The sequence below is a fragment of the Pseudomonas sp. GM84 genome (assembly GCF_000282535.1).
Classification (GTDB): Bacteria; Pseudomonadota; Gammaproteobacteria; order Pseudomonadales; family Pseudomonadaceae; genus Aquipseudomonas.
The window spans coordinates 1-6,736 of the sequence record NZ_AKJC01000101.1; the positions used below are offsets into that span (position 1 = coordinate 1).

Sequence of the window (6,736 nt, forward strand, 5' to 3'; positions counted from 1 at the left end):
GCCGGCGATAGGGCCCTAGCAGACGCCTGCCAGCTTGCGCTCTGACACCTGCTGCAGATACTCGACCAGCTCCCCCACCGGCAGCGGCTTGCTGACCAGGAAGCCTTGCACCTGATCGCAGCCAAAGCCGCGCAGCAAAGCCAGTTGCTCCGGGCTCTCCACACCTTCGGCCACCACCTCCAGGTTGAGGTTGTGCGCCAGGTTGATCATGGCATGCACCAGCTTGCGGTTCTCCTCGCGCATCTCCATTTCGGCGACGAAGCTGCGGTCTACCTTGAGCAAGGTGATCGGCAAGCTGTTCAGGTGCACGAACGAGGAGAACCCGGTACCGAAGTCGTCCAGCGAGAAGCGCACGCCCAGGCGCCCCAAGGCATCCATGGTCTGGCGCACCAGCTCGTTGCGGCGCATCACCGCCGTTTCGGTCAGTTCGAACTCCAGCCAGCGGGCATCGACACCGTGCTCGATGATCAGCCGGCTCAGGGTCGCCAGCAACTGGCTGTCCTGGAACTGGCGGAAGCTCAGGTTCACCGCCATGTGCAAGGGCGCCAGACCGCTCTCGCGCAGGGCCTGCATGTCGCGCAGGGCCCGCGAGATGACCCAGTAGCCCAGCGGCACGATCAACCCGCTCTGTTCGGCCAGCGGTACGAATTCACTCGGCGGAAGCAGGCCGCGCTCGGCATGGCGCCAGCGCACCAGAGCCTCCAGGCCGACAATGCGCCCGTCGGCCAGGTTCAGCCGCGGCTGGTAGTGCAGCTCCAGTTCATCGCGGCGCAAGGCCCGGCGCAGTTCGCTTTCCAGGTCCGCCAGGCTGCGGGCATTACGGTTGATCCGCTCGTTGAACACATGGAAGGTGCAGCCCTGGCTGCTCTTGGCCTGGCGCATGGCGATGTGCGCATGCCACATCAACGGGTCGGCGCCGCCTTGGGCGCGGGCATGGGCAATGCCCAGGCTGCAGCCGAGCAGCAGGCTTTCGCCGTCGATCCAGTAAGGCTCGGCCAAAGCCTCGACGATCCGATCGGCGATCCACTCGGCACGGTTGGCATCACGACGGGTGTCGATCAACAACGCGAATTCATCGCTGCCCAGGCGCGCCAGCTGATCGCCAGCTTCCAGCTGCTGCTTGAGCCGCGACACCACCTGCAGGATGAGGCGGTCGCCGCCCTGATGGCCGAGTGCATCGTTGACGTGACGGAAGTTGTCCAGGTCCAGGTGGCCAAGCGCAATACCGCGGCCTTCGTTCTCGGCCAGGCGCGCAGTCAGCAGGGCCTGAAAGCCCTGGCGGTTGGCGATGCCGGTGAGGGGGTCTTGTTCGGCCAGGCGCTGCAGGGTGTCGACCAGCACACCGCGCTCACGTACATGGCGCAGGGAGCGGCGCAGGGCGTCGGTATTGAGCTGGTCAAGCACCAGCCAGTCGCTGACGCCGGTAGGCGGTAGCGCAGGCTCATGGTCGAGCAGCAGGATGGTCGGCAAGTCGCAACGCCCCGGCGCCGGCTGCAAGGCCGGTGTCGCCAGGATCACGGCCTGGCGGTCATTGCTGAACAGGCTATCGACCGCTGCCCAGTTCGGCGCGGTCAGCAATACCGCCAGGTCGCCCAGCGGCAGCAGGCACTCGCGCAACAAGGCTGCCCATTCCGGCTCATCAGCCAACAACAGCAAACGCAGAGGTTCGACAGGCGTGGACAAGCGGGCTCCTTAGGGCATGGTCGGTGACACGAGGGAGGTCGGGTATGCTACTGCATAAATGAAAATGATTTTCACTTTTAGACAGATCCCTTGCCCAAGCGCACCGACGCATTTCGACGTGCATCCTGCGCGAAAGTCAGTCATCCAGCAAATCCGATTTTTTCCATGAATAGCATTAGTTTGACTAATGATATGCGTGCAGAAAACGTTGACTCAGACGTCAGACGGTCGCGCCACAACCGCCCTATGCCTGTTAGAATGCGCGGCTATTTTCTGGCGACCCCCGGTTTCTAGCATGTCCCGACTCAATCCCAGGCAACAGGAAGCCCGTGACTACGTCGGCGGCCCTCTTTTGGTGCTCGCCGGTGCAGGCTCCGGCAAGACCAGCGTAATCACGCGCAAGATTGCCCACCTCATCCAGAACTGTGGCATCCGCGCCCAGTACATCGTGGCGATGACCTTCACCAACAAGGCCGCGCGCGAGATGAAAGAGCGGGTCGGCACCCTATTGCGTGCGGGCGAAGGCCGTGGCCTGACGGTGTGCACCTTCCACAACCTGGGCCTGAACATCATCCGCAAGGAGCACGACAAGCTGGGCTACAAGCCAGGCTTCTCGATCTTCGACGAGTCCGACATCAAGGCGCTGCTGTCGGACATCATGCAGAAGGAATACTCCGGCGACGACGGCATCGACGAGATCAAGAACATGATCGGTGCCTGGAAGAACGACCTGATTCTTCCCCCCGAAGCCCTGGAAAAGGCGCGCAACCCGCGCGAGCAGACCGCCGCCATCGTCTACACCCACTACCAGCGCACGCTCAAGGCGTTCAACGCGGTGGACTTCGACGACCTGATCCTGCAACCGGTCAAGCTGTTCCAGGAGCACCCCGAAGTGCTCGAACGCTGGCAGAACCGCGTGCGCTACCTGCTGGTGGACGAATACCAGGACACCAACGCCAGCCAGTACCTGCTGGTGAAGATGCTGATCGGCATGCGCAACCAGTTCACCGTGGTAGGCGACGACGACCAGTCGATCTACGCCTGGCGGGGCGCCCGCCCAGAGAACCTGATGCTGCTCAAGGAGGACTACCCCTCCCTGAAGATCGTCATGCTCGAGCAGAACTACCGCTCGACCAGTCGCATCCTGCGCTGCGCCAACTTGCTGATCGCCAACAACCCGCACGCGTTCGAGAAGCAGCTGTGGAGCGAGATGGGCGTGGGCGACGAGATCCGCGTGATCCGCTGCAAGAACGAGGAAGCCGAGGCCGAACGCGTGGCCATGGAAATCCTCACCCTGCACCTGCGCACCAACCGCCCGTACAGCGACTTCGCCATCCTCTACCGGGGCAACTACCAGGCCAAGCTGATCGAATTGAAGCTGCAGCACCACCAGGTGCCCTATCGCCTGTCGGGCGGCAACAGCTTCTTCGGCCGCCAGGAGGTCAAGGACCTGATGGCCTACCTGCGCCTGCTGGTCAACCCGGACGACGACAACGCCTACCTGCGGGTCATCAACGTGCCGCGCCGCGAGATCGGCTCGACCACCCTGGAAAAGCTCGGCAACTACTCCACCGAGCGCGGCATCTCGATGTACGCCGCCAGCGAGGAGCTGGGCCTGGGCGAACACCTGGACGCCCGCTACACCGAGCGCCTGCAGCGCTTCAAGCACTGGCTCGACGGGGTCCGCCACAAGGTCGCCCTGGAAGACCCGATTGCCGCGCTGCACGAGATGATCCGCGACATCGACTACGAGAACTGGATCCGCCAGCAGACCGCCAGCGACAAGGCCGCGGAGTTCCGCATCAGCAACGTATGGTTCCTGGTCGAAGCACTGAAGAACACCCTCGAGAAGGACGAAGAGGGTGACATGACCATCGAGGACGCCATCGGCAAGCTGGTGTTGCGTGACATGCTCGAGCGTCAGCAGGAAGAGGAAGAAAACGCCGAGGGCGTGCAGATGATGACCTTGCACGCCTCCAAGGGCCTGGAATTCCCTTATGTATTCATCATGGGCATGGAGGAGGAAATCCTCCCCCACCGCTCAAGCATCGAAGCCGACACCATCGAAGAAGAACGCCGCCTGGCCTACGTGGGCATCACCCGCGCGCGCCAGACCCTGGCCTTCACCTTCGCCGCCAAGCGCAAGCAGTACGGCGAAATCATCGACTGCACGCCCAGCCGGTTCCTTGACGAACTGCCGCCGGACGACCTGGCCTGGGAAGGCCTGGACGATGCGCCCGTGGAAGTGAAAGCCGCGCGAGGCAACAACGCCTTGGCCGATATCCGGGCAATGCTCAAACGCTGATCAACCATTACTCTTTAACTTTGCCGCTACCTCCGGGACGCGGCCACCTTTGCTACATCGAGGAAACAACAGTGGAAGCACTGCAGCAGAAGATTCGCGAAGAAGGCATCGTGCTTTCCGATCAGGTTCTCAAAGTCGACGCGTTTCTCAACCACCAGATCGACCCGGCGCTGATGCAGCTGATCGGTGACGAATTCGCCCGCCTGTTCGCCGACGCCGGCGTGACCAAGATTGTCACCATCGAAGCTTCGGGCATCGCCCCGGCAGTGATGACCGGCCTGAAGCTGGGCGTACCGGTGATCTTCGCGCGCAAGCACCAGTCGCTGACCCTGACCGAGAACCTGCTGACTGCCACGGTGTATTCCTTCACCAAGCAGACCGAGAACACCGTGGCCATCTCGCCGCGTCACCTCAACAGCAGCGACCGCGTGCTGGTGATCGACGACTTCCTGGCCAATGGCAAGGCGTCGCAAGCGCTGATCTCGATCATCAAGCAGGCCGGTGCCACCGTGGCCGGCCTGGGGATCGTCATCGAGAAGTCGTTCCAGGGCGGCCGTGCCGAGCTGGACAGCCAGGGCTACCGCGTTGAATCGCTGGCCCGGGTGAAGTCGCTGGAAGGTGGCGTGGTCACTTTCATCGAGTAACCGCGGCGTCTGCTTCGCGGGACAAGCCCGCTCCCACAGGATATCCATGGCTCCTGTGGGAGCGGGCTTGTCCCGCGAATGGGGCTCCACTTTCTTACCGGGTCGCCGCCAATCCAGCAAGCAGCAACCGCTGGTAAAGCTCCTCCTTCAAGCCCTTCGGGTCGTCCAGCTGCATCCGTGCCAGCTGTGCCAGATACCCTTCAGGCCCCGGCGCATCCAGGGCTGCCCTGCCCAGCTCCAGCACCTCGCTCAGCTTGAACTTGCTCTTCAACCAGTTCAGCGCCCGAAACAGATCCTGCTCCTCTGCCGTGAAATCCGTCCCCAGCGGGTATTCCGGGAACAGCCGTGCATGCCGTGCCCGAATGGCTTCCAGCCGCTCAGGCGTGTTGTCAGTGAATCGCCCATCCAGCTCGAAGTCTCTGGCCAACTTGCCGGCCTTCTTGGCCTGCTCGATCAATTCACCCTGAAAACGTGAGTCACTGACCGCCAGCAACCGCGCAATCACCTCGCTGTCCGTCTGCCCGCGCAGGTCGGCGATGCCGTACTCGGTCACCACGATATCGCGCAGGTGCCGGGGAATGGTGCAGTGGCCGTACTGCCAGAACAGGTTGGAACTCATCTCGCCGCCGGCCTCTCGCCAGCTGCGCAGCAGCAGGATCGACCGCCCACCCTCCAGCGCGTGCCCCTGGGCGACGAAGTTGTACTGCCCGCCCACACCACTGAGCACACGCCCATCTTCGAGCTGGTCGGCCACCCCTGCGCCAAGCAGGGTCATGCCGAACACCGTATTGATGAAACGGGCATCGCGGCGCTGACGGCGCTTGAGTTCTTCCTGCCCGTACAGCTCGTTGATGAAGCTGATGCGCGTCATCATGAACTGTGCCCGCTGCTCCAGCGACATGTCGCGCAAGCGCTGGTAGAACGCCTGCGGGCCGAGGAAGAAACCACCGTGCACCAGCACGCCCTGCTCGTCCGCCGGGCGCCGCACCACGCCGGCTTCGACCAGTGCGAGCAGGCCGTTGACGAACATTTCGCTGCAGCCGTACAGGCCCTGGGCGAAGGGCTCCAGCCCACCTTCGCGGGCAATCAGTGCCTGCCACGGGGCTACCTCCAGGTCGTCCAGCAATGCGCGGTAACCCGCATTGTCTGCGTGACGCGCCAGCAGCGCGGCGGCGACGGCATCGCCCATGGCACCAATGCCGATCTGCAGGGTGCCACCGTCGCGCACCAGGGTACTGGCATGCAGGCCGATGCAATGGTCCTGGGTGGTGACCGGCATGTTCGGGGTGGAGAACAGGCGCCGCTGCTCCGCTTCATCGATCAGCAGGTCGAACGCGTCGATCGGCAGTTCCGCGTCGCCGGGCATGTAGGGCAGCTCGGTGTGAACCTGGCCGAGCATGAGGATGGTTTCACCGGCAGCCCGGCGCTTGGCGATCATGGGCTGCAGGTCGAGGGTGATATCGGGGTTGCACGCCAGGCTCAGGTGAACGGGCTTTTCCGGCGTGGCGGCAACCAGCTGGGCGACCAGGTTCAGGCCCTTGGCATTGATGTCGCGGGCCGCGTGACTGTAGTTGCTGCTGACGTAGTCCTGCTGCGCGGATTCGCTGTGCAGCAGGCTGCCGGGCTGCATGAAGAACTGCTCGACGCGGATGTTCGGCGGCAGGCTGTCGTTGCGCAGGTCCGCGAGGTAGTCGAGTTCTTCGTAGTCGGCGAACACGCGTTCGACGAAGGGTTGGAGGAAGCGCCGTTGCAGGCCGTCGCCCAGCGGCGGGCGGCCGAGGCTGAGGGCGGTGTAGATGGTCAGCTGGCGCTCGGGCAGTTCGCGAACCCGTTTGTACAAGGCATTCACGAAGGCGTTGGGTTTGCCTAGGCCCAGGGGCAGGCCCATGTGGATATGGGCTGGCAGGCGCGACAGGACTTGCTCGACTGCCTGATCGATGGAACAGAGATGCATCGGGGCCTCCTGAGTCTTGCGCGGGTTCAGGGGTTGGACACATGGCGGGGCTGGTTTGTTGCCTGTCCCGGCCTTATCGCCGGCAAGCCGGCTCCCACAGGGACTGCACCGCCCTCACGGCCTGCGCTTAACCTGTGGGAGCCGGCTTTC

General features: G+C 63.5%; 4 protein-coding genes. 2 read left to right on the forward strand and 2 right to left on the reverse strand.

The window, feature by feature from the left end; genetic code table 11:
* Nucleotides 1-15: 15 nt before the first annotated feature.
* Nucleotides 16-1,683: a putative bifunctional diguanylate cyclase/phosphodiesterase gene (locus PMI38_RS08830; RefSeq protein ID WP_008092888.1), complete on the reverse strand. Its 1,668-nt coding sequence runs from the start codon at nucleotides 1,681-1,683 to the stop codon at nucleotides 16-18.
* A 295-nt stretch (nucleotides 1,684-1,978) separates the two neighbouring features.
* Between PMI38_RS08830 and rep the strand changes: the two genes are divergently transcribed.
* Together rep and PMI38_RS08840 are read left to right on the forward strand one after the other, a co-directional pair.
* Entirely contained in the window at nucleotides 1,979-3,988 is a 2,010-nt protein-coding gene (gene rep / locus PMI38_RS08835) for a DNA helicase Rep (RefSeq protein ID WP_008092890.1), read from the forward strand.
* A gap of 71 nt (nucleotides 3,989-4,059) precedes the next feature.
* On the forward strand, nucleotides 4,060-4,632 hold the full coding sequence (locus tag PMI38_RS08840; RefSeq protein WP_008092892.1) for a xanthine phosphoribosyltransferase: 573 nt from the start codon (nucleotides 4,060-4,062) through the stop codon (nucleotides 4,630-4,632).
* 94 nt (nucleotides 4,633-4,726) lie between these two features.
* On the opposite strand, the gene PMI38_RS08845 is transcribed toward PMI38_RS08840, so the two are convergent.
* On the reverse strand, nucleotides 4,727-6,586 hold the full coding sequence (locus PMI38_RS08845; protein WP_008092894.1) for an acetyl-CoA hydrolase/transferase C-terminal domain-containing protein: 1,860 nt from the start codon (nucleotides 6,584-6,586) through the stop codon (nucleotides 4,727-4,729).
* Nucleotides 6,587-6,736: the final 150 nt, after the last annotated feature.

Bases quoted from the DNA above. Each gene is read 5' to 3' on its own strand.
- PMI38_RS08845 (WP_008092894.1), bottom strand. From the start codon at position 6,586: ATGCATCTCTGTTCCATCGATCAGGCAGTCGAGCAAGTCCTGTCGCGC.
- rep (WP_008092890.1), top strand. From the start codon at position 1,979: ATGTCCCGACTCAATCCCAGGCAACAGGAAGCCCGTGACTACGTCGGC.